Annotated in this window: 20 protein-coding genes, 3 pseudogenes and 1 riboswitch; of the genes and pseudogenes, 10 read left to right on the top strand and 13 right to left on the bottom strand. The window is 39.5% G+C overall.

The window, feature by feature from the left end:
* Positions 1–3: 3 nt before the first annotated feature.
* Entirely contained in the window at positions 4–1,086 is a 1,083-nt protein-coding gene (locus B2008_RS01185) for a D-alanine--D-alanine ligase family protein (RefSeq protein WP_281830146.1), read from the bottom strand.
* Between the two features lie 149 nt (positions 1,087–1,235).
* Here B2008_RS01185 and B2008_RS01180 point away from each other — a divergent pair, with 149 nt between their 5' ends.
* Complete coding sequence (locus tag B2008_RS01180; protein WP_281830144.1) at positions 1,236–2,453, top strand: CAP domain-containing protein; 1,218 nt, start codon at positions 1,236–1,238, stop codon at positions 2,451–2,453.
* 35 nt (positions 2,454–2,488) lie between these two features.
* On the opposite strand, the pseudogene glnQ reads toward B2008_RS01180, so the two are convergent.
* The 8 genes and pseudogenes from glnQ to B2008_RS01145 form a co-directional block, all read right to left on the bottom strand.
* A pseudogene (glnQ, locus tag B2008_RS08315) lies at positions 2,489–2,596 on the bottom strand (glutamine ABC transporter ATP-binding protein GlnQ); the annotation flags it as partial.
* A pseudogene (locus B2008_RS01175) lies at positions 2,589–2,895 on the bottom strand (hypothetical protein); the annotation flags it as partial. The pseudogenes glnQ and B2008_RS01175, both read right to left, overlap by 8 nt.
* 144 nt (positions 2,896–3,039) lie before the next feature.
* Complete coding sequence (locus tag B2008_RS01170) at positions 3,040–3,873, bottom strand: hypothetical protein (protein ID WP_281830143.1); 834 nt, start codon at positions 3,871–3,873, stop codon at positions 3,040–3,042.
* 11 nt (positions 3,874–3,884) lie between these two features.
* Entirely contained in the window at positions 3,885–4,568 is a 684-nt protein-coding gene (locus tag B2008_RS01165) for a TetR/AcrR family transcriptional regulator (RefSeq protein WP_281830141.1), read from the bottom strand.
* A 144-nt stretch (positions 4,569–4,712) separates the two neighbouring features.
* A complete protein-coding gene (locus B2008_RS01160; protein ID WP_281830139.1) occupies positions 4,713–5,699 on the bottom strand; it encodes a ribose-phosphate diphosphokinase in 987 nt (328 codons plus the stop codon).
* 130 nt (positions 5,700–5,829) lie between these two features.
* Positions 5,830–6,468, bottom strand: coding sequence for an NAD(P)H-binding protein (locus B2008_RS01155; protein ID WP_281830137.1), 639 nt, complete (start codon positions 6,466–6,468; stop codon positions 5,830–5,832).
* 75 nt (positions 6,469–6,543) lie between these two features.
* Positions 6,544–7,200, bottom strand: coding sequence for an alpha/beta fold hydrolase (locus tag B2008_RS01150; RefSeq protein ID WP_281830136.1), 657 nt, complete (start codon positions 7,198–7,200; stop codon positions 6,544–6,546).
* Positions 7,197–8,021: a glycosyltransferase family 2 protein gene (locus B2008_RS01145; RefSeq protein ID WP_281830134.1), complete on the bottom strand. Its 825-nt coding sequence runs from the start codon at positions 8,019–8,021 to the stop codon at positions 7,197–7,199. The genes B2008_RS01150 and B2008_RS01145 overlap by 4 nt, the downstream gene beginning before the upstream one ends.
* A 149-nt stretch (positions 8,022–8,170) precedes the next feature.
* On the opposite strand from B2008_RS01145, the gene B2008_RS01140 reads away from it, so the two are divergent.
* On the top strand, positions 8,171–9,133 hold the full coding sequence (locus B2008_RS01140) for a DUF1002 domain-containing protein (RefSeq protein WP_281830132.1): 963 nt from the start codon (positions 8,171–8,173) through the stop codon (positions 9,131–9,133).
* A gap of 46 nt (positions 9,134–9,179) precedes the next feature.
* Here the strand turns inward: B2008_RS01140 and B2008_RS01135 are convergent, their stop codons facing one another.
* On the bottom strand, positions 9,180–9,938 hold the full coding sequence (locus tag B2008_RS01135) for a ribonuclease H family protein (protein WP_281830130.1): 759 nt from the start codon (positions 9,936–9,938) through the stop codon (positions 9,180–9,182).
* A 78-nt stretch (positions 9,939–10,016) separates the two neighbouring features.
* Between B2008_RS01135 and B2008_RS01130 the strand changes: the two genes are divergently transcribed.
* Both B2008_RS01130 and cls read left to right on the top strand, forming a co-directional pair.
* The gene (locus B2008_RS01130; protein ID WP_281830129.1) at positions 10,017–10,949 is read left to right on the top strand and encodes an alpha/beta hydrolase; all 933 of its coding nucleotides are present in this window, start codon (positions 10,017–10,019) and stop codon (positions 10,947–10,949) included.
* A 21-nt stretch (positions 10,950–10,970) separates the two neighbouring features.
* A complete protein-coding gene (gene cls / locus B2008_RS01125; protein ID WP_281830127.1) occupies positions 10,971–12,428 on the top strand; it encodes a cardiolipin synthase in 1,458 nt (485 codons plus the stop codon).
* Between the two features lie 43 nt (positions 12,429–12,471).
* Here the strand turns inward: cls and B2008_RS01120 are convergent, their stop codons facing one another.
* On the bottom strand, positions 12,472–12,957 hold the full coding sequence (locus tag B2008_RS01120) for a hypothetical protein (protein WP_281830125.1): 486 nt from the start codon (positions 12,955–12,957) through the stop codon (positions 12,472–12,474).
* Positions 12,958–13,053: 96 nt separating this feature from the next.
* Between B2008_RS01120 and B2008_RS01115 the strand changes: the two genes are divergently transcribed.
* The 3 genes and pseudogenes from B2008_RS01115 (at position 13,054) to B2008_RS01105 (ending at position 15,121) form a co-directional block, all read left to right on the top strand.
* On the top strand, positions 13,054–13,758 hold the full coding sequence (locus B2008_RS01115) for an NAD-dependent protein deacylase (RefSeq protein ID WP_281830123.1): 705 nt from the start codon (positions 13,054–13,056) through the stop codon (positions 13,756–13,758).
* 76 nt (positions 13,759–13,834) lie between these two features.
* Positions 13,835–14,337 (top strand): annotated as a pseudogene (locus tag B2008_RS01110) (methylated-DNA--[protein]-cysteine S-methyltransferase).
* The gene (locus B2008_RS01105) at positions 14,324–15,121 is read left to right on the top strand and encodes a TerC family protein (RefSeq protein ID WP_281830121.1); all 798 of its coding nucleotides are present in this window, start codon (positions 14,324–14,326) and stop codon (positions 15,119–15,121) included. Before B2008_RS01110 ends, B2008_RS01105 begins: the two are co-directional and overlap by 14 nt.
* On the opposite strand, the gene B2008_RS01100 is transcribed toward B2008_RS01105, so the two are convergent.
* Positions 15,116–15,475, bottom strand: coding sequence for a DUF488 domain-containing protein (locus tag B2008_RS01100; RefSeq protein ID WP_281830119.1), 360 nt, complete (start codon positions 15,473–15,475; stop codon positions 15,116–15,118). The two genes, B2008_RS01105 and B2008_RS01100, sit on opposite strands and share 6 nt — an antisense overlap.
* A 2-nt stretch (positions 15,476–15,477) precedes the next feature.
* Positions 15,478–16,116, bottom strand: coding sequence for a DNA-3-methyladenine glycosylase (locus B2008_RS01095; RefSeq protein WP_281830117.1), 639 nt, complete (start codon positions 16,114–16,116; stop codon positions 15,478–15,480).
* 121 nt (positions 16,117–16,237) lie between these two features.
* Positions 16,238–16,413, top strand: a riboswitch (Lysine riboswitch).
* Between the two features lie 108 nt (positions 16,414–16,521).
* On the opposite strand from B2008_RS01095, the gene B2008_RS01090 reads away from it, so the two are divergent.
* The 3 genes from B2008_RS01090 to B2008_RS01080 all read left to right on the top strand — a co-directional run bounded on the left by B2008_RS01090 (position 16,522) and on the right by B2008_RS01080 (position 19,907).
* Complete coding sequence (locus B2008_RS01090) at positions 16,522–18,132, top strand: ABC transporter substrate-binding protein/permease (RefSeq protein WP_281830115.1); 1,611 nt, start codon at positions 16,522–16,524, stop codon at positions 18,130–18,132.
* Positions 18,132–18,887: an amino acid ABC transporter ATP-binding protein gene (locus B2008_RS01085; protein ID WP_281830113.1), complete on the top strand. Its 756-nt coding sequence runs from the start codon at positions 18,132–18,134 to the stop codon at positions 18,885–18,887. The genes B2008_RS01090 and B2008_RS01085 overlap by 1 nt, the downstream gene beginning before the upstream one ends.
* 81 nt (positions 18,888–18,968) lie before the next feature.
* Complete coding sequence (locus B2008_RS01080) at positions 18,969–19,907, top strand: DUF805 domain-containing protein (RefSeq protein ID WP_281830111.1); 939 nt, start codon at positions 18,969–18,971, stop codon at positions 19,905–19,907.
* The last annotated feature ends 16 nt before the right edge of the window (positions 19,908–19,923 follow it).

Here is a 19,923-nt window from a genome sequence, read left to right as displayed (position 1 = left end):
AAATTAATCGTGCTTGTGAAGTAAAGTCTTCTTATGATCGTAACGAGCTTGACCCGCTTCAATTAAGCGCGTAATTAATTCGGTATAAGGAATGCCAGCAGCTTCAAAAAGCTTTGGATACATACTGATGTTGGTGAAACCTGGCAATGCATTAACTTCAGTTAAGACAACTTTGCCATCTGGAGTAAGCATTGAGTCAATTCTTGCCATGCCTGAACATTCAGTTGCTTGGTAAACCTTCAAAGCGTTTGAACGAACCTTTTCAACGATTCTGTCTGGTAATTCGGCTGGAATTTGCAACTTAGAAGTTGAGTTATCATCGTACTTGTTTTCGTATGAGTACCATGAACCAGCCGCATTAGTAATTTGACCAACACCTGAAACGATTGGATTGTCATTGCCCAATACGGCAGTTTCAACTTCGGTACCAGGAACAGTTTCTTCAACCAAAACTTTGTCATCGTACTTGAAAGCTTCATCCAAAGCCTTTTTGTATTCATCAGCATTGGTAACGTGGCTGACGCCAACTGAAGAACCTTGGTTAGAAGGTTTAACAAACATATCCTTGCCCAACTTTTCAGCAACCTTGTCGTAGTTAAGCTTGTCACTATTCTTGTCGTCATAATCACTGCGCTTAACAGCAATCCAGTCAGCAACAGGAACACCAACGCGTTGAGCCAAAATCTTGGTAAATTCCTTGTCCATTGTAACGGCTGCTGCTAAGATATCGTCACCAACAAATGGCTTATCCAAAATTCTGAATAAACCTTGCAAACCACCATCTTCACCTAAGTTGCCGTGAACAATTGGGAAGAAGATGTCAATTTCTGGCAAGTTGGCTAATTCGATCAAGTTAGAAATGTTAGTTACTTTATGTGGGTTCTTTACTTGGTACTTAGGATCCTTTAATACTTTGAAAGATTCCTTTTCATCAGCAAAGTAGCCATCGTTAGTAATCCAAATTGGATGTACATCAAACTTATCTTTATCAATTGCATTATAAATGTTGTGACCTGAAACAATTGAAACTTCATATTCAGATGAATTTCCACCAAAAATCAATCCGACTTGTGTTTTTTTAACCATAATTTATTTTTACCTCTTGATAATTGTTACCATCTTTTAATTATACGCAATACCGTCTAAAAAAACTAAGTTTCGGCAAGATTTTTTACTAAAGAATTAGAATTTATTCGGGGTATAATATTCTAGTAGGGACAGAAAGGAACGGTGCGATGTTTTTACGCAAATTCACAATCGCTGCTGCTTGCAGCATGCTACTATTTGTACCTAGCATCAGCGTCAACGCTGCCACCTTTAGTGATGGAGAAATAAGTCAGGTTCAGCATTTCCAAAAAGAATACGCTGATCTTGATAAAACTAGTTACGATATCAATAACCTTTATGAAGTTAAACCTCAATTAGGCGCTAACTTTAGTGCGGGTAAAATCAAACAGCAATACATTACAACTCAATTAGCCTACATCAACTATTACCGTGGTCTCTTTGGTTTGCCTGCAATTAAGACAAATGCTATAGCGAATAGCAACGCACAAAAAACTGCTGCTGTAATGGCTGCTATTAATGCTGATCCCTTTGTCAATCAACATGGGCTGCCAACTGATACGCAACCTAACTATGTCAGCGATTCACTCTGGAAGTTGGCTCAGGATACTTCTGAGACTTCCAATTTGAATTTCAATGTTGCTAACCAATCAGCTGGTGATGTAATTACTGACCTAATTACTGACCATTACAATTTAACTGGAACCGATACCGGACACAGAGCCTGGATTTTATCGACCCGGCTTTCATCAACTGGTATTGGAGCAGCTTATGGCTCGAATGGCTATCGCTACTCAGTACAAAAGGTTCTAAATGTTGATGATATTTTCCGCGTTGCCAGTCAAGCAAGCGTGGCTTATCCAAGTGCGGGCGTTTTCCCAGTTGAATTAGCAAAGGGCAAGAACGTTGCCTGGTCGCTTTATTTATCCAACAAGGTCTACTCTGGCACGCCTAAAGTCAAAATTACGGATATGGACACTAAGAAGACTTATCAGGCAACCAAAGTTAAGAATTACAGCCAAGACGGTTATGGCAACTTCAAGACAGTCATTACTTATATGCCCGGCAAGACGCCTATTATTTCTGGACACCAATATAAGATAGTTATAGGTAACTTATACAGCTACACTTTTAAACTGTTTAAAGAAGATACCTCTACTACCAAGGAAGTAGCGACTACGACTGGTTCCACTTATCAAAAAGGAGCAGTTCAACAGGACAGCCATTTGAAATCACCCTTCGCAAAGACAAATGCCAAGTTATGGGCTAGTTTCAATATCAATGTAAAAAACAGCAAAATTGAGCATTACTTCTTCGATGCATTGAAGAAGGGACAATGGCATCAGAATTTTTTCCTAAAACGCGTCTTGCAAGTCATAAGTAAATAATAAAAAAATGAGGACATCGTCCTCATTTTTTCTTTCTATAAAACTTTTGCTAAGAAATCTTTTGCCCGCTCACTCTTCGGGTGATCAAAGACTTGTTCAGGATCGCCTTTTTCTTGCAAGTAGCTGTCGGCCATGAACCAGATTATTGATCTTGCCCAGGCCTTTAAAGCTCTTGATATTCTTGTATTTATTTTTATCACGCTTGTTAATTAAGAAATATTCACCGCTTGGACGGTAGTAGATCTGTGAAAAATTCACGCTCTTTGGTCTTCCCATTCTCACTCGCTGTAAATTCGAGCGGTGGATAATCGGCAGAAGTACCAACTACTAATTGCTTGGTCTTTTTGATCCGCTTTAAAACCGTTCCCTGCGCCACCGTCTTTTTTTCGGCATCATTAGCAGGCGTTGCGGCAATTGGCGTTATAAAAATTGAGAATAACATTAACAATGCAACGAACAAGGCCACTATTTTTTTCGTTTCATAGTCTCACCATCAGTCAGATTAAAAAATAATTAAATAGATTGAATAAAGTATACCATGAAATAAAAAAAGTGCCTAGAACTTATATTCTAAGCACTTATAAAATTATTTAGCAGTAGTTGCTTGCCATGGAATAGCACACAAGATGTAAATGACTACGCCAGCAATGACGAAGTCCAAAAAGACGCTGCTGCTGATCTCTAGCAAATAGCTTAATCCGCCAATCGGCAAACTTTCAACATTGATAATGACGGGAACAAGCGCCATTAAACCAGAAATCAAAATCAGCCAAAAGCCTGCCCACATCCCAGCAGCCGTAATATCATGAATTAGCGCCTTAATTGAACTGCGCGAATGCATATCGCTGATTAACGAAACAAATGCGACCATGGTAATCAAAATAATAATAATGTTGACTACCAACAGTAAAACTGCAATGTTAGCCCCCAAGGTAACGATATTTAAATTAAAAGCCTGATTAATGAAGTAAAGCGCGTTGCTACTTTGACTCTTTAGCTTCTTTCGCACCGTTTGCGCATCGCTGGAAGCACCTTCATCGATATTTTTATTAATATCTGCAAGAATTCGTTTGGCCAAATCTGTATTGCTTACTTTGATCCAGTGCACGCCCAATGAATAATCAATAATGTGATTAGCAATCGGCTGCGTCTGATCAACTGTCAGCAAATTTGAATCAGATTCGCGCTTGGCACCAATCAAATCCGCTAAAGTATCAAAGTGACTATTGACTTGACGTACAATAACAGCTTGATTGTTGCTGGTTTTAATTTGCCCCTTCATAAAGATCGGATTTAAAAAGGTAACCGTGATCATCGTTAACGAGGCAATTAAAAAGATAACCCAAGCCAGTGTTCGCTTATACTTGTTGCTCTGCTCGTGATCCATCCGTCGCAAATCGGCTCGTGAGCTTTCAACCATAGACTACTCCTTTAGCTGATGATTTCTTTTTCACCATCAAACATTGTATAGATTGCTTGGTGAACGCTTTCCATATCAGCTGTCTCAATAATTTCATGACCATCCTTCAAGGCTTGATCAATTTCATCTGGACTGCAATGACAGAAGCTGTACATCAATGAGCTAGTAGCATAATTTGATAAATCTTCTGCAGTCAGATGGTATTTTTTACGATCATAGTATAGTCGTCCAACACCAATTGTGACAAAAGCAATTCCGCTCTCAAGTTCAGCCTGAGTGGCATTAATGTCATCAAAAAGATGTTCGTCATGTACCCAGTCTAAAAGCATTGATCCCCAATTATCAAGCGTTTCATTATTGGTAAAGGCCTGTGAAATAATACGATCAAGCCCCTCATCGTGCATCCCTAAAACACCAATTGTGTAAATAAATGCTTTCATATGAGCATATGAAGAATAATGTTCTATCTGGTCGTAGTTATTAACTTGTTCATCTAAAGTATTGAATAAGTTGCGTACAATATCACTAATTAATTTTGATTTATGAGGATAGTAGGATTGGAGCAAGGACTTAGAAATATCGGATTTTTCCGCAATCATCTGCAGCGAAACATTATCCATTCCATTTTCTCTAATTAGACGAAAAGTATTCCCAAGAATTACTCTTCTTCTTTTCATATTTTTACGTTTTGCCATGAATCTCCTCCCGTTTTTATTCTATACAATTAAATTTTATTATATCAATCCAAATGTTTATCTGAATAGGAAAAAGCAAATTTTTGATAAAAAATAATCCCCAACCAAATCGGAGGATTATCTTTAAGTATTATCATTAAATAATTACTTCAAGCGATTTTGTTCATCAAAGATTTGGTGAATTGAACGATCGTTATAAACATAATCAATTCCGCGTGCCAATAATTGATCAACAGAAATTCTAACCATTCTGTCTGGGTAGCGCTTGTGCTTGATCGTATCAGTTACAACAATTTGTTCAACTGGCAATCCATTAAGCACTTCAGTTGCATCCTTAGAAAGAAGAGCATGGGTAGCTGCTACGTAAACCTTAGTAGCTCCTGCTGCCAAAACTGACTTAGTTGAAGATGCAATTCTTGAACCAGTATCAATCAAGTCATCGACAATAATACATTTCTTATCCTTCACGTCCCCGATCATATCGTGAACTTCGGTATCATAACGTTCACCACGTTGGTCAACGATTGCGATTGGAGCATCAAAGTATTGACCAAAATTACGAGCTAACTTAGCACCGGAGTGGTCTGGTGAAACAACAACAATATCGTCGTCACCCTTAACTGCAATACCGTTGTCCAAGAAGTATTGGGCAAGCAGTGGCATTGCGTGCAAATGGTCAACTGGCACATTGTAGAAACCTTGAATTTGTGAAGCGTGCAAATCAAGTGCAATTAAGCGGTCCATGCCTGTGATTTGCAATAAGTTGGCAACCAATTTAGCAGTAATTGGTTCACGTGAACGAGTCTTAGTATCTGAACGTGAATATGCCAAGTATGGGATAACAACGTTAATGTTGTGGGCTGAAGCACGGTGCAAAGCATCCAACACAATTTCAAGTTCCATAAAGTTTTCATTAACTGGATCTTGAATTGATTGAATAACGAAGACGTCACAACCTCTGACAGATTCACCGATGTTAACTTGGATTTCACCATCACTGAAGTGGTGAACAGCAGTTTCAATTAATGGTTGACCCAAAATTGATGCAATCTTTTCATTTAATGCTGGGTTACCGCTTAACCCAATTAACTTCATTGGGTGTAATAATTCGTGAAGTTCTTCCTTGTTCATAGCTACCTCTTCTAACTAAAAATTATATACAGGTCTATTATATACAAAAAGCTGTTTAAAAGCTTGCAAAAGGACAAAAAAACCGCTTCTCAACCTATGAGAAACGGATTCTTAATTATTTTTCAACCAATTAATACCAGCTTGGCTTGTCGCCTTCAGTACCAGGCTTGCCCAAACCGATTGATTCCTTAACGTCTTCTTTAGGGTTCTTAATTAAATGATAGACATAAGCAGCAACTGATTTTCTTGAAACTTCAGTATCAGTGATTGGCTCACCCTTCTTTGACTTTTCGTAATCAACTTCATCCTTGTTGGTCATCCAAGTTGGACGAATGATCGTATAGTTAAGGCCTGAATCTTCAATTCTCTTAACTGCTTTAGCATACTCAGTAATATAGTCGCCCAAAGTCTTCTTATTCCATTCACCAAATTTTCCTGGAACTTCATCATAAATACCTAAAGTTGAAATCCAAATCAGACGTTTAACATTGGCATTCTTCATTGCTTCAATAACTGCTTCGGCTTCAAGGTCAACGTCATTTTGACCGCCCAAGTTAGCATAAACAATGTCTTGGCCTTTCATTGCTTTTTCAAGTTGAGCTGCATCGGTTGCGCTGCCTTCGATGATTGTTGCTTGACTCTTTTTATCAGCCATGCGTTCAGCATTACGTAAGAACAATGTAGTATCAACATCTTTGTCAGCAAATAAAAATCTTTCCGCGATTTGTGCAACTTGTCCATGTGCACCAAGAACAACAACTTTAACCATCGATTTTCTCCTTTTCAAAAAACATATCTCACTTTTATTCTAGCGCAAGATATTGAAAAGATATACCAATTCCACTTATTTACAAAAATCTTTAATAAGATCCAGCATCTTCAAGCTCTTAACAGCATAACTATTATGGGTTTGACGTGGCATTAAAATCAAACGGCCATGAGGAATAAATTGACTATACCAACGAACATGTTCAACTTTTACCCAGTCCTTTTCTCCAACCACGCATAAGGTTGGCATCTGGATTTTTTTCAAGCTGTCTTCTGACATGAAGTTTTCAGTCAGTTCAACTCGGCTGTCACGATCTAATCTGAAGAAACGTGAAAAGCCTTCTGTTAAATAATGGTATGGACGAATTCCGGCACCGTTGACGAAGACGCCGGCAACAATTAATTTTTTAAAAATCGTTGGATACTCGCTGGCCAGCATTAAAGCGACCAAACCGCCGGCATCGAAGCCAAAGCAATAGCAGCCTTCAATACCCAGTTTTTCAATAAACTGGTGGATGTCTTCGGTTTCAACATGGTAGTGTTCTGCGCTATCACCTTCGCTTAAGCCGTGTCCACGCATGTCAACGACATAAACGGTGTAATACAAAGAAAGCGGAGGAACGATTTTATCGAACATTCCGCCATCCAAATGGTGACCATGAAGAAGCAATAATGGCGCACCTTTGCCTAATTTATGGTAATAAAGTTCAACTCCATTGACTTTTATTTTCATATGCTTTCCTTACTTGTTGACTGTTCTTGCAATACTCGATTGAACTTTTCAATTCTTTTTTCTTCTTCGCGATCTTTCATTAGACTCTTGATAATTATCCGCCATACCCGGTAATTGCCGCGAAAGTTGTCAACTACCTTTTTAATATTAGGCTGGTGAATAATGCTCCCTTTTCTTTGCCAATAGTGATAGTAAGGCGTTTGCGTATAGTACACGCCAGGGGCAACTGAAATATATTTAACGTTAAAAGTTTGATCTTCCAACAAAGAAATGTCTTTATCGAACTTCAAATTAAACTTCTTGATTACAGAAGTGCGGTAGGCCTTGTTCCAGCTATAGCCTTTCATTGGCGAACTGAACACATTGGTTAGTTTCAAATAAGTTTGACTTTTAGTCAAAAATCCGCCTTCAGTGTGGCCAACGACACGCTCTTTTTTGTCTGGATAGCTTAGCCAGTAACCACAGGAAACCATATTGACATCAGGATGCTTTTCAAAGGCATCAATAAAAAATGCAGTGTAGGAAGGATCCACCCAGTCATCTCCGTCATGGAAAGTAACGTATGGGGTGTCTAATTCCTTAATACCAACATTTCTTGCGTCAGATGGACCGCCATTTTTCTTTTTGATAATTTTAAAATAAGGAAAAAGAGATTGATATTTTTCTGCGACCTCGACAGAATTATCGGTTGAGCCGTCATCTATTATGACCAATTTAAAGGCTTTGTTCTTTTGTGCTAATAGTGCATCAAAAGCTCGCGGCAAGTATTCTGCTGTGTTATAAACTGGCATAATAATGGTTAGCTTAGGCACTTGTAACATATAGTCATCCTTTCGTAACCTACATTATATCATCTTGGCGGAAACTATTCTTTGATCTTTTCTGATTAAAATTTTATCAAGGAAAAATTTGAAATCTGTTTATTTTTACACTTGCGAGTATAATATCGCATATAAGGAGAATAAAATACATGAAAAAAACTTTTACATTACTAACTGTTCTTGCAATGATTAGTTCAATTGCGTTTTTCTCATTTAAATCTACCCCTGTTTATGCTGACGACGAAACGCCAGTAGTAACTCTAGGTACATCTTTAACTGAGAGCCAAAAACAAGGCACGATTAAAACTTTAACCGCATCGCTCAACGGCGGCAATTACCAAACGATTACCGTTACTGGCAGCGATTTGGTCAAATATTTAAACCCTTCCGGTGATAATTTCACAACTTCATCCGGAGTATGGTCCAGTGCAATGATTCAAAAAACCAGCTCTGGATCAGGGATCAATGTTAAGATTCTTGACTACAATGGTAAAAACAATATCACAACCATTACGGCCAACCAATATAAAAATGCAGCCGTAACAGCCGGAATCACTGATGCCAACATTTACGTAACCAGTGCCGTTCCAATCGACGGTTCTGGTGCTTTAGCTGGTGTCTATGCAGCTTATGCTAAAAGCGGCAATGCTTTAAACCAAAAGCAGATTAATGCAGCTCAAGATGAAATGAGCACTTTGAGTGGAATCACTCAGGCAAATAAAAACAAGGATGGCTACAGTGATTCCCAATTGAACAATGCTGTTGCTGGTGCCAAAAGCGATATGGCTAAGATCGGCAACAACATTTCTGATAGTCAAATTCGCGATATTGTTAACAACCAAATCAAGATCAACCATTTGGGTAACACTATTACCAACAATCAAAAGACCCAAATTGTTAACTTGTTGATCGAAATCAGAGATTCAGGTGCTTTGAAGAGAAGCAGCTTCAAACAACAAGCCTCTGCTTTGTCCAAAAATATTCAAAACAGTGCCAAAAGAATTTTCGATAAATTGAATACGCAAGGAAATCGCAACTGGCTGCAGCAAATTTGGCAAAATATCGTCAACTGGTTTAACGGCTTGTTGGGCGGCGCAATTGTTTTAGGATAAAAATTAAATATCTACAAAAAAGGCAGGATTAATCTCCTGCTTTTTTCTACATTTTTTCATCCATATATTTGTTCAAAAAGTGATCAACGAACTCATTTCCGGCATTATTGGCATGACCCTTCGTCCATTCAAACTTGGCATTCGGGAATTTAGTCAATAAGCGATCAATCTCTTGCCATTCTTCTTTATTAGCAAGCGGACCTGATGATTTTTTCCAGCCGCGCTTTTTCCAACTCTTGAGCCAGCCCTTATTAATCGCATTCAAAACGTACTGTGAATCAAGAACGAAAAGCAGTTTTTTATCGTTGAAGCCCAATTCAATGAGTTTCTTCAAGGCATTGATAAAACCCGTTTGCTCCATCTTATTGTTAGTTGCGCCATATTCACCGCCAGCACCGTGAACTTCCTGGTCGCCCCATTCGATGCGATAGGCCCAGGCAGCCTTATCAGTCTTTTTAACATGTTCGCCTTTATAAACGCCGGTGTTACGCGTTCCGCCGTCGGTATAAATCGTGGCAAAATAATCATTTGGACTACTGTTTTGGGCTTTGACAGTTTTAGTTTGAACCGGCAGTTTTTTACCGGTATTAACAATCTTCTTAATCGCATTCTGGAGATTGTCTTCATCTTTGCGGATTTCTTGGCCCTGCGTTTCCTTATTCCAATTCAAATAATCAGTCGCATCCGTAATTTGCGCAAAAGACTTATATTCTGCGCCTGAAAAGCCATCAACTTGCGCCTTCGCTTCATCCCAATTACGGTAAATCCCTGGCTTGCGCCCTTTTTTTACAGCATAAAATTTCATTATATAAGCTCACCTCACGTAAAATCATCGGTCAATGTTAGAATATATATTAACAAATATTTTTGAGGGAGGTGCAGGATGTTTTTTAACAGCAAAAAATATGCTCAGGAAGCTGAAAAAGGTCATAAAAAGAACCTAAAACAGGAACCCAGCATGTTCAGTATGATTGCATTAGGACTCATAGCAACATTTGCACCTACCCGTCCATTTTTGCGGATGCATAAAAAGCATATTGAAGACCACGTTACTGTTGAAGAAAAAAGCGGCGATTTCGAACAAGTCCCGATTATCTATTTTCATGGCTTTTGCGGCGGAGACTACACTACACGCGTAATGGTCAACCAAGCTTTGGCTGATAAAAAAAGCGATAAGTTCCTCAAAGTAACAGTTGATCTTTTAGGCAATTTTAAATTAGAAGGCACTTGGAGCGGTGATCGACAGCCGATCATTCAAGTAGCTTTTCGGCAGCGAATCGTCGGCATCTATGGCATTGACTATTATTTAAGCTTTGTTTTGCCATTTTTGTCCAAACGCTACCACTTCAAGACTTACACGGCAGTAGCTCACTCATTGGCCTGCCCCTGCGTCATCCGCACCGAAATGAAGCATTCATGGCAAAAGAATTTTCCCCATTTGAATAAATGTGCTTTTATTGCCGGCCCGTTTGATGGGGTCACTTATCTAGGCGATATTCCCAACGTCAATGTTTTAAATGAAAATGGCCGGCCCACAATGATGAACCCGCACTATTTGTACCTGCTTTTCAGAAGACGACGCTTCAATTCGAATATTTCGGTTTTGAACATTTACGGCAATGTGCTTGATAACACTAACACCGATCGTTTTATCTCCGTGGTTTCTGCCAAAAGCATTCGTTATATTCTCGCGCCGCAAGCCCATTCTTACCAAGAAGTCGAAGTTCGCGGACGCAACGCCGCCGAACACAGCTGGATGCATGACAATCCGTTTGTAATTGAAATTGTCGACAAGTTTATTGGAGTTAAGAAATAAAAAGTTTAATGGAGGGATTTTGTGATTTGGCTACATGACTTATGGGGCATCATCGTCATTACCAACACCATTCTTGCCTTCTACATTGTCTTTCATAGACGAAGGTCTGTTTCAACTACTTGGGCGTGGCTGATCATTTTGTTGGTGCTGCCAATTATCGGTTTAATTCTCTATGGTTTCTTCGGCCGGGGAATTTCTCAGGAAAATATTTTTGCAATCAATCGCCAGAAGCACTTAGGTCTGCGCAACGTGCAAGAAACAATTACTAAGGCTCCCAAAAAGGTCAGTCCGGATGATACTTCAACTAAGGGAAAAATTGCGATTAAATATTTTAACAAAGACCACAATTCTCCTTTAACTAAAAACAACCACGTTGATTTATACAACGATGGTCATGCAATGTTTAAAGATATGATCCGTGATATTGAAAAGGCTAAAAAGACCGTCAACGTCGAATTTTACACTTTTTATAATGATGAAATCGGCAACCGCGTGCTTAACTTGCTAATAAAAAAAGCCAAAAGCGGTGTAAAGGTCAACGTGCTCTATGATGCCTGGGGCTCAATGGGCGCAACTAAAGCCTGGTTCAACCAATTGCGCAAGGCAGGCGGCGAAGTGCTGCCATTTATTACTTCACGCAATATGATTACACGTTACCGAATCAACTACCACTTGCACCGGAAGATCGTCGTCATTGACGGCAAAATTTCATGGACCGGTGGTTTTAACATCGGTGATCAATATTTAGGCAAAAATAAAAAACTGGGCTATTGGCGTGACAGTCAGGTTCGAATCGTCGGTTCCGCATCCCTATTATTGCAAGAACGGTTCGTCATGGACTGGAATGCCTCAATTTACAAAAACACCCAGGTTATTACCTACAGCGATCTTTATTTCCCGGACCTTGACGAAAACGACATCGAAAACGGCGATGTTGCAACACAGGTTGTCTTCGATGGCCCTGACCGCTACGAACAATATATGCGCAACGGCATGATGCGCCTAATGCTAATGGCGCGCAAACGCTTATGGATTCAAACGCCATATTTGATTCCCGATGACGCCATGTTTGCGGCTTGGCAGACGATCGCCAGCTCTGGCGTTGACGTCCGCATTATGATTCCATGCAAGCCGGATCACCCGTTTATTTACCGCGCTACTCAGTGGTATGCCAATGAACTGACCCGCTACGGCATTAAAGTTTATATTTACAATCATGGTTTTATCCATGCAAAAACAACGGTGATCGATAACCTTTATTCATCGGTAGGTTCAATGAATCAGGACTACCGTTCATATGATTTAAACTTTGAAGACAACGTCATTTTTTACGACAAAAAGTTTAACAAGAAAATGGCGGATACTTTTGAAAAAGACATGGAAGATTCAACGCTATTGACCAAAGAAATGATTGCTAAACAAAGTCGGCCATTAAAGACGCTGCAAAGTTTTTCTCGCATGTTGTCACCAATTTTATAGTAAAAAAACGGATACGTCATGTACCCGTTTTTTCTTACTTTTTTTACAACGTATTTCTAACTTCAATTCTGATACGGTGATCAGCGTATCTTTGCAACGTTGCAATAATTGACTTAACATCGCTAGAAAATTGCAGGTTGTACTGCCGGCCTTTATTTGTTTCCAAAATGCAAATAACTGCTGGTTTTTTCCCTACAGGCACGTTAATCAAAATGACATTGTCAATCTCCGAATATGACAATGTTCGTTTGAAATATCCTGAAACCACAGCCTTTTTAGGAGCAAAACCAGTGAAGCCATCCACAATGCTGACAAGCAGCAGCAAAGCTAAAAAGAGATTGATGCCTGGCTCGCCTTTTTCAATATAATTCCAAGTAAAGCCAAGCCAAATTACTAAAAGCGTCCAGAGCAAAATAGAAATGCGAAACTTGCCTCTCAATTCAAGTTTTGCCTGCCAATACCAGCTATAGCAAGCGTAAATAAACATAACAATATTCACTAAAATATAAAATCCAGACATTGTTTGCAAAACATTTCACCCCTTCAAAAAATTGTCTTAGATAATATTATAACAGAATCCTGCCGTATAATTAACGTGAGAACTTTTACAGAAAGGACAAATATAATGATTGATGCTAAGCAAATTTCTGCCCTTAAAAATGATATTGACCAAGCTAAGCACATCGTCTTTCTAACTGGTGCCGGTGTTTCAACTCATTCTGGCATTCCTGACTATCGTTCAAAAAGCGGTATTTATAATGGCGTTTCAGAAAGTCCAGAGACCATTCTTAGCGATGATACTTTATTTAACCGACCCCAATTCTTTTATGACTTTGTCATGAACAACATGTATTTCCCAGACGCAGAGCCAAACTTAATTCACCAAAGGATCGCACAATTATGCAACCAAAAAGGCACATTGATTACGCAAAATATTGATCGTCTAGACACTAAGGCCGGCAACAACCATGTCGTAGAATTTCATGGCAATCTGTATCAGATTTATTGCACCAAATGTCATCAGCCTGTTGCCTATTCTGAATATGCTCAGAGCTATCTGCATAAAGATTGTGGTGGCATTATTCGGCCAGGGATCGTCTTATACGGTGAGGCCATTAACCCGGAAAATCTTTCAAAATCCGTTAATGCAATGCAAAATTCCGATCTCGTTATAATTGTGGGAACCAGTTTTGTTGTCTATCCTTTTGCCCAATTATTGGCTTATCGCATGCCAAGCGCTAAGGTTTGGGTAGTTAACAAAACAGCTATTCCAGCCAATGGCGTGAATGCGATCATCGGTGATGCACTCGATGTTTTCCAAAAATTATAATTGAATTTAAAAACTATGCTTGTTATCCTTAAGCTTAATGCAAGCTGTTATTTTTGATAGAAAGTAGTGAGGAAAAATGGCTGACGTTTTTTATTATGATTACGTAACGATTGAACCATGGACCTACTTTCTAGCAATTGCGGACAAAGGCCTTTCCTACGTTGGCCTTAAAGGAGACGAAGCATCTCCCATCTTCAGTTATTACCCTAACCGGATGCTGCTCGGCTAGCGCCTTATACTCAACAATTAAAGGAATATTTTGCCGGCAGGCGCCATTATTTCGATGTGCCCATTGACATTTCTGAGTTTGGAACGCCCTTTCAGCGCAGCGTTTTGAAAATTGTGGCTAAAGTTCCTTATGGCTCAACAGTTAGTTATGGCGATGTTGCTTCCTCGCTTGATAGTGCGAGAAGCGTGCGGGCTGTGGCACATGCCATCGCTTTAAATCCCGTTTTAATCTTTATTCCCTGCCACCGCATAATTATGGCTAACGGAATGATTGGTGGCTATCGTTTAGGATCAAAGGGAAAAGCACGTTTACTTAATTTAGAAAAGAGCTATTTGCATGACAATTCTTAAACTGTATGCGCCATTTTTTGATTTAAGCAATTGGGCGCATGTCTTAACCAGCGGCAAAAATTGGATGATTATCCTCACGCTGATTTTGATGGAATGCCTGCTTTCAGTTGATAACGCTGTTGTTTTAGCAGCGCAGACGCAGGTTTTGCCGACCAAAAGCGAAAAGGAAAAATCCCTTTTCTATGGTTTATGGGGTGCCTACCTCTTTCGCTTTATCGTAATTGGTATCGGAACATATCTAATCAACTTCTGGGAAATAAAATTAGCCGGCAGTATCTATCTTTTTTACCTTTGCTTTAAATTTTTCTATGATCAGCGTCACCCTAAGCAAGCTGCTGAACATGAAAAAGAAAAGAAGGAACGTCAAGAAGAACGTGCCGCTGCTAAGGGCAAAAAGAAAAAGGGAAAGCACGTGCTTTCCCTTTTCTGGCGGACAGTTATTTCAATTGAATCAATGGACATCGTCTTTTCAATCGACTCAGTTTTAGCTGCCTTGGCAGTTTCAGATAATCCCGTTGTTGTTTTAATCGGTGGTATGATCGGTATTCTCTGCATGAGAGGAGTTGCCGAAATCATTATCAGGTTGATGGAAATTATCCCTGAATTGCAGCCGATGGCCTATGTTCTAATCGGAATCATTGCTTTAAAGCTGCTGCTAGCTTTGCCACCATTAAGATGGGAAATGCCGAACACTGCTTTTGCAATAATCGTCTTCACGATTTTAGGCTTAACGATTATTTTCCACTTCGTCCGCGTTAAAAGACATGGACATAAAAAATTATAAATGTTTCTCAACATATTCTTTGAGCACGACCGCTTGGTTGTGCTCTTTATTTTTCGCACCATAAAGAAACACTACATCGCCACTAGCCAATTTGGTTTTAACTGTTTGCAGAAAAGTTGGCGTAAAGTCATTCTGCTCTAGTTCGCTAAGGTATTTTTCCTTGAATTCTGGGAACTTTTCATCTTCATGATTAAACCATTTTCTCAGTTCAGTCGTGGGGCCAATTTCCTTATTCCATTCATCCAGTGCAGCCTTAACCTTGCTAATGCCGCGTGGCCACATCCGATCGACTAAAATGCGGTAGCCATTAGGTTGCTCATGTTCATAAATTCTGACTAATTTAATTTCACCCATTTTTATCTCCTTTGCCAGCCGTGATCTTCTTGCATCTCACGTTTTTTCATATTAGAAACATACGGATTTCCAGCTACATAATAGCGCAGTTTTTTCTTGGCCCAAATAGGATCAGATTGATTGATCCCTATTCTTGCCGAAGCAATGATCTTTTGAGCTGCTTTTTTATTTTCATCATTCAGATCAATTGCAAATGGCGAATCTGAAAGAAAATGCAGATCCCAGTTGCGTCTGTGAATGCCGAAAGCTTGCATCATTTTTGCAGGACCATTGGTTAATAAAACGCCATTTTTGCCGTTGCGGTTTTGGGTCATTTCATCAATTCCCCAAACAGGTTCAATCGCTCTAATCAAAATCCCTTGCGGCTCATTTTCTTCTTGGCAGGCAACATCAAAAAAGAAGTATTGCCGCTGCGAATAGATGTAAATTGTGCCGCCTTTGCGATAAAGACCTTCATTTGCCGGGCTCCTGCGTCCGCCGTATGAATGCGCCGCCCTATCTTTTTTGCCCATATAGGCCTCAGCTTCGACAATGTAGCCGCCAAGCTTTTTGCCATGACTGATAAAAATTAAAGGACGGCCGATTAAGTCTTTAGTAATTTCATCAGTTGAACGGTTGGTAAAATATTCTGAATAGTTCATTTTGTCCTCATTTATTTTCATCCTTGCCCTTATTATATACATTTTTAATAAAAAATAATCAATTCTAACTTGACAAAATATTAAAAATCATTTAATCTTTTCAGCAGTTAAATAATTTTCCCAATGCAATAGAGGTTGCGATAATCACAAAATTAATGTGAACTCACGAAGGTTTTGATCCTTAATTTTAGGTTTATCGCCGAAACAGAATTGTTTTTCGTGAAACATTTTTGTTGGGCTGCAGGAACATATCCTGTAGACTGTCCTGGTTCGTCCCCAGGGAGCGCTATATGATTTGGTTTTAATACTGATGATTTACGCCTCGTTGTTCTTGGAAACAGCGAGGTTTTTATTTACGCTTTTATTGTATTGGCTTTATGTAGAAAACATTTGGAGGTTTTTTCATTGAAGTCAAGATTTAATTGGATTGCTGCAATGTTGGCAGTACTCCTCAGTTTATTTATGGGACTTAGCTTCAACAGTCATCGGACTGAAGCTGCTAAAAATTCCGGCGTATTAAAGATTGGAATGGAAGCTAATTATCCACCTTACAATTGGACTCAAACCACCATTGCTAATGGTGCTGTTCCAATTGATGGCTCACATTCATACGCCAACGGCTATGATGTGCAAATTGCCAAAATTATTGGTAAAAAATTGCATAAAAAAGTTATTGTTGAAAAGACTGAATGGGACGGTCTTCTTCCAGCATTGACTTCTGGCAAGATTGACTTAATTATTGCCGGAATGAGTCCAACAGCTGAAAGACGCAAGGCGATCAACTTTACTGTACCTTACAGAAAGAGTACATTTGTTGTCATCGTGAACAAGGCAAGCAAGTACTCAAATGCTAAGAAGCTGTCTGATTTCAAAGGTGCCAAGTTAACTGCTCAGCAAGGTACTTTGCACTACACTTTGATTAAGCAATTAAAAGGTGCTAAAAGAGAACCTGCAATGCGGGACTTTCCATCAATGCGTCAAAGCTTAGCTTCCGGCACAATTGATGGCTATGTTGCTGAAGATATCGAATATCAAAGCTACCGCAACGTTAACCCTAACATCATTGCTGTTAACTTGAACAAGATGCCTGGTTTCCATGTCGACCATGACGATTCAGTTGTCAGCATCGGGGTTAAGAAGAGCAATACCAAATTATTAAAGCAAGTTAACGCTATTTTAAAAACCATCCCTACTAAGAAACGCAACCAATTAATGGCAACTGCAATTAAGCAGCAGCCTAAAGCTGGCAGCAGCGCTAAGAAAGAAAACTGGCTTGTTTCTACTTGGAAGCAATACGGTAATATGATTCTTAGCGGTGTCGGCATGACGCTTTTGCTTGCTTTAGTCGGTACTGTTGTTGGTTTCTTCATCGGTTTGTTGGTCGGAATCGTCCGGACAATCCCAACCCCAACTACGCGCGGCAAGCGCTGGGGCTTAAACATTGTTAAATGGTTCTTATCAGTCTATGTTGAAGTCTTCCGTGGTACGCCAATGATGGTTCAGGCCGCAGTTATCTATTACGGAATTGCGCAATTCTGGCACTTGAATTTAAACAGAACGGTTGCCGCTTTGATTATCGTTTCAATCAACACCGGTGCCTACTTGGCAGAAGTCATCCGTGGTGGGATCAATTCAACGCCTGAAGGTCAGTTTGAGGCCGCAAGCGCATTGGGAATGACACACAACCAGAGAATGTGGCATATTATTTTGCCACAAGCGATCAAGAACTGCTTGCCATCAATTACCAACGAATTTATCGTCAACATCAAGGATACTTCAGTATTGAGTATCATTTCAGTTTCTGAATTGTTCTTTGTTGGTACAACAATTGCCAGTCAAACTTTCCAATTCTTCCCAACATACTTAACGATTTCAGCAATCTACTTAGTATTGACCTTCACGATTACTCGAATCTTCAACTTTATCGAAAAACGGCTTGAAGGCAATAAGAACTACAAGTTAATGGCCAACCAAGTACAAGTTGGTTCACCTAAGGATGCGGGGGCTAACAACTAATGACTGAAAGTAACGAAAAGATTTTAAGTTTAAAGCATATTCAAAAATCCTTTGGCGATCATAAGGTTTTACGTGATATTTCTTTTGATATCAATAAAGGTGAAATCGTCACAATCATCGGTCCTTCAGGCAGCGGTAAATCTACTACCCTTCGCTGCATTAACCTGCTTGAAGAACCTACCGGTGGCGAAATTGATTTCCACGGTGAAAACATTTTGGCACCAGGCTACGATCGCAACAAGTTCAGAGCTAAGGTAGGCATGGTTTTCCAGCAATTTGACCTCTTTGAAAATAAAAATGTTTTGCAAAACTGCATGATTGGTCAAGAATTAGTGCTTAAACGTTCTAAAGAAGAAGCTAAGAAGATCGCCATGACCAACTTGAAAAAGGTCGGCATGGAACCCTTCATCAACGCTAAACCTAACCAATTGTCCGGTGGTCAGCAGCAGCGGGTGGCAATCGCACGAGCAATTTCAATGAACCCAGAAGTTCTGCTATTCGATGAACCAACTAGTGCTTTGGACCCAGAAATGGTCGGCGAAGTATTGGACGCTATGCAAAAATTGGCTACGACCGGTTTAACGATGGTGATCGTTACTCACGAAATGGGTTTTGCCAAGCAAATCTCTGACAACGTATTGTTTATCAGCGATGGCGTAATCACAGAACAAGGCAAGCCTGAGGAATTATTTGATCATCCTAAGAATGAAAAGACGCAAAAGTTCTTGAGCAATTTCAGAAAGATGGACTTTTAAAACTAAAAAGAGCTGGAAGCAGATTGTGCTTTCGGCTCTTTTTGCTTAAAATAAAAAAGTATTCTACTTAGGAGGAAAAACATGAATAACAGAGATTACTATTTCATCAAACCTTATGATGAAAATTTACCTAAACCACCTGCAGAAAGCTTCGGACAAATTTTAAACGAAACCTTCTTGCATCCCTTCAATTGGAAGGCTAGAACCACTCGTAAATCCTACTGGTTGAGCGCTTTGGTCAATGCAATTTTGATCTTGCTCGCCACAATGATTATGAGCTATGTTTTCAGCAGCAACATTGATCTTGGACTTAAATGGATCGATGGCGTAATTTCAGTTGTCATTTTTGTCTACGTCTTTTTGGCAAATTTGGGCCAACTTATTCGCCGCTTGCATGATACTGGTTATTCCGGCTATTGGTATTGGGCTAACTTTACTGGTTATGGTGCAATGTTTATTTTCTATTTAACTTTGCAGCCTTCAGTTCAAAGATCAGTTAAGTGGGGGTCTTATTTATACCACAAAGGTGAAGCTTATCCAGCAATTGAAGAAGAAAAAGTACCTGTACCAACGATTGGTCAAATTTTAAAGGAACACTTCTTTGACTGCTTCAAATGGAATGCTCGTTCAACTAGAACTTCATTCTGGCTTGGAACTGCCGTTAGCTGCTTAATTAGCACAATCACATTGCTGCTGGCTTATTTAATAATGTTCCTCATTTTCATCCCATATTATATTAAAGGTGAAAATGCTAATGTTAATATTCCAACCGAAGCACTTGTTTTATTGCTCGTCTTAGCGCTTTTCTCAATAGCTATTGCTGTTTGGTCATTCTTGGCTGAATTAGGCCATACGGTACGTCGTTTGCACGATGCCGGCTTCATTGGCTGGTGGTGGTGGATCTGCGCTATCCCTTACGTTGGCGATTTGCTTTTGGCATTTTTGCTTTTCCACCCAACCACTCAAAAAGATATTAGATGGAATAAGTACTTATTTGAAAAAGAAGAAAAAATCAATTAACTAGTCAATCTAAAAG

It is taken from the genome of Lactobacillus sp. UBA5813 (assembly GCF_002417895.1).
GTDB lineage: Bacteria > Bacillota > Bacilli > Lactobacillales > Lactobacillaceae > Lactobacillus > Lactobacillus amylolyticus.
This window is presented reverse-complemented; position numbering and strand designations above follow the sequence as displayed.

Excerpts from the sequence above, each read along its gene's own strand:
- B2008_RS01185 (WP_281830146.1), bottom strand. The coding sequence starts at position 1,086 with ATGGTTAAAAAAACACAAGTCGGATTGATTTTTGGTGGAAATTCATCT.
- B2008_RS01180 (WP_281830144.1), top strand. The coding sequence starts at position 1,236 with ATGTTTTTACGCAAATTCACAATCGCTGCTGCTTGCAGCATGCTACTA.
- B2008_RS01170 (WP_281830143.1), bottom strand. The coding sequence starts at position 3,873 with ATGGTTGAAAGCTCACGAGCCGATTTGCGACGGATGGATCACGAGCAG.
- B2008_RS01165 (WP_281830141.1), bottom strand. The coding sequence starts at position 4,568 with ATGGCAAAACGTAAAAATATGAAAAGAAGAAGAGTAATTCTTGGGAAT.
- B2008_RS01160 (WP_281830139.1), bottom strand. The coding sequence starts at position 5,699 with ATGAACAAGGAAGAACTTCACGAATTATTACACCCAATGAAGTTAATT.
- B2008_RS01155 (WP_281830137.1), bottom strand. The coding sequence starts at position 6,468 with ATGGTTAAAGTTGTTGTTCTTGGTGCACATGGACAAGTTGCACAAATC.
- B2008_RS01150 (WP_281830136.1), bottom strand. The coding sequence starts at position 7,200 with ATGAAAATAAAAGTCAATGGAGTTGAACTTTATTACCATAAATTAGGC.
- B2008_RS01145 (WP_281830134.1), bottom strand. The coding sequence starts at position 8,021 with ATGTTACAAGTGCCTAAGCTAACCATTATTATGCCAGTTTATAACACA.
- B2008_RS01140 (WP_281830132.1), top strand. The coding sequence starts at position 8,171 with ATGAAAAAAACTTTTACATTACTAACTGTTCTTGCAATGATTAGTTCA.
- B2008_RS01135 (WP_281830130.1), bottom strand. The coding sequence starts at position 9,938 with ATGAAATTTTATGCTGTAAAAAAAGGGCGCAAGCCAGGGATTTACCGT.
- B2008_RS01130 (WP_281830129.1), top strand. The coding sequence starts at position 10,017 with ATGTTTTTTAACAGCAAAAAATATGCTCAGGAAGCTGAAAAAGGTCAT.
- B2008_RS01115 (WP_281830123.1), top strand. The coding sequence starts at position 13,054 with ATGATTGATGCTAAGCAAATTTCTGCCCTTAAAAATGATATTGACCAA.
- B2008_RS01105 (WP_281830121.1), top strand. The coding sequence starts at position 14,324 with ATGACAATTCTTAAACTGTATGCGCCATTTTTTGATTTAAGCAATTGG.
- B2008_RS01100 (WP_281830119.1), bottom strand. The coding sequence starts at position 15,475 with ATGGGTGAAATTAAATTAGTCAGAATTTATGAACATGAGCAACCTAAT.
- B2008_RS01095 (WP_281830117.1), bottom strand. The coding sequence starts at position 16,116 with ATGAACTATTCAGAATATTTTACCAACCGTTCAACTGATGAAATTACT.
- B2008_RS01085 (WP_281830113.1), top strand. The coding sequence starts at position 18,132 with ATGACTGAAAGTAACGAAAAGATTTTAAGTTTAAAGCATATTCAAAAA.
- B2008_RS01080 (WP_281830111.1), top strand. The coding sequence starts at position 18,969 with ATGAATAACAGAGATTACTATTTCATCAAACCTTATGATGAAAATTTA.